The following is a 1,547-nucleotide window of genomic DNA, read 5'->3' as shown; positions in this document are numbered from 1 at the left end:
TCGGCGAGCCAGATCCGGTTAGGCGCGGCGGCAGAGAAGTTTCGATCGAGCAGATTCGGAGCGATCGGGAGGTCGTGGCGGCTGTCGGTGGTCCGCATCCGGCGTGGCCGCGCCATGATGGCCCTGATACCGTGATGGCGCATCAAACGCTCAATGCGACCGCGGCTCGCCCCGCGGCCCTGCGCCTTCAGCTCGACATGGATGCGCGGGCTGCCATAGCGTCCGCAGGTATCGCGATGGACCCGCTTGATGTCGTCAACGAGGTCACGATTAGTAGCCGATCGCCGGCTCTCCGGGCGCGAGCGCCAGGCATAATAACCGGCCGGCGAGACGGCGAGCACGTCGCACAGGACCGTCACGGGGTAGTCGGCGCGGCGATCCTCGATGAAGCGGAATCTCATGTCCGGACTCCAGCAAAGATCGCGATCGACTTTTTTAAAATGTCGCGCTCCATGCGCAAGCGTTCGTTCTCCCGCTGCAAACGAGCCACCTCGGCCGCGTGGTCCGCCGACGGCAGCGGCGCCTGCGTTGTGGGGCGCCGCGCCGCCGCCGTCGGCTCACGTCCGGCCCCACGCAATTCCACCCACCGCCGCAACACCGAATCGCGCAGGCCAAGTTCCTTGGCCACCGACCCGATCGAGCGGCCGCTCGAAGCAACCAGATCGACCGCTTGCCGCTTATAGTCGTCCGTAAACGACCGACGTTGACGTGCTTCCATCTGACACCTCCTGGCTCTTCGAGCCTACTACAGGTGTCCATCAATTCGGAGGAGGTTCAGGATATCGCCGATCAGTTACCGTTCGCGCGCAAGGAATACACGCTGCCGGCGGTGCTCTCGCAAGACGAGGTGCTGCGTCTGTTGAGGGCGGCCCTCCAGGGGAGGGTGAAGAAATCACACCGCCATCTTGCGATGCCGCACCGGCGCGCCTGCGGTGAGGCTTTCCGCCGCGTCGATGATGGCGTTGGCGTCCATGCCGTGATGGCGGTAGAGGTCGCCGATGGTGCCGGTCTGGCCGAAATGCTCGACGCCGAGCGCCTCAAGCCTGTGGCCGCGCACGCTGCCGAGCCAGCCCAGCGTCGCGGGATGTCCATCGATCACGGTAACGATCCCGCAGTCGCGCGGCAGCGGCGCCAGCAGTTTTTCGATGTGGCTCATGTGCTTCGAACCACGATTGTCGCGGCGAATTTTTCGCGCCGCGGTCCAGCCGGCGTGGAGCCGGTCCGCCGACGTGATCGCCAGCAATCCGACATCGCGGCGGCTCTCGCCGAGCAGGCCTATCGCCTCGATCGCCTCCGGCGCGACCGCCCCCGTGTAGGCGACCACCAGTTCCGCATTCGGCCCCGGCTTGCGCATCCAGTAAGCGCCGTCGGTGATGGCTTTCTGCAGGTCGGGCGTCATCATGCGCTGCGGCTGGTCGATGGTCCGCGTCGAGAGCCGCAAGTAAACCGAGCCGCCGCCGCGCATGCCGCTTTGCTCCTCGCCCCCCTCGCCCGCCTCGCGCTGCATATGGGCAAAACCGAAAGCCATGATGGCGGCGAGTTCGTCG

General features: G+C 66.1%; 2 protein-coding genes and 1 pseudogene. All 3 read right to left on the bottom strand.

From position 1 onward, the window contains the following. The coding region (locus VGP39_RS02625; RefSeq protein WP_327566549.1) for an IS3 family transposase at positions 1–401 on the bottom strand (401 nt) is incomplete at its 3' end. Then, positions 398–718, bottom strand: coding sequence for a transposase (locus VGP39_RS02620; protein ID WP_327566548.1), 321 nt, complete (start codon positions 716–718; stop codon positions 398–400). The genes VGP39_RS02625 and VGP39_RS02620, both read right to left, overlap by 4 nt. A 174-nt stretch (positions 719–892) precedes the next feature. Continuing rightward, positions 893–1,547 (bottom strand): annotated as a pseudogene (locus VGP39_RS02615) (transketolase); the annotation flags it as partial.

Source organism: Bradyrhizobium sp. (assembly GCF_036009065.1).
GTDB lineage: Bacteria > Pseudomonadota > Alphaproteobacteria > Rhizobiales > Xanthobacteraceae > Bradyrhizobium.
This window is presented reverse-complemented; position numbering and strand designations above follow the sequence as displayed.

Coding starts and splice junctions, on each gene's coding strand:
- VGP39_RS02620 (WP_327566548.1), bottom strand. CDS start 718: ATGGAAGCACGTCAACGTCGGTCGTTTACGGACGACTATAAGCGGCAA.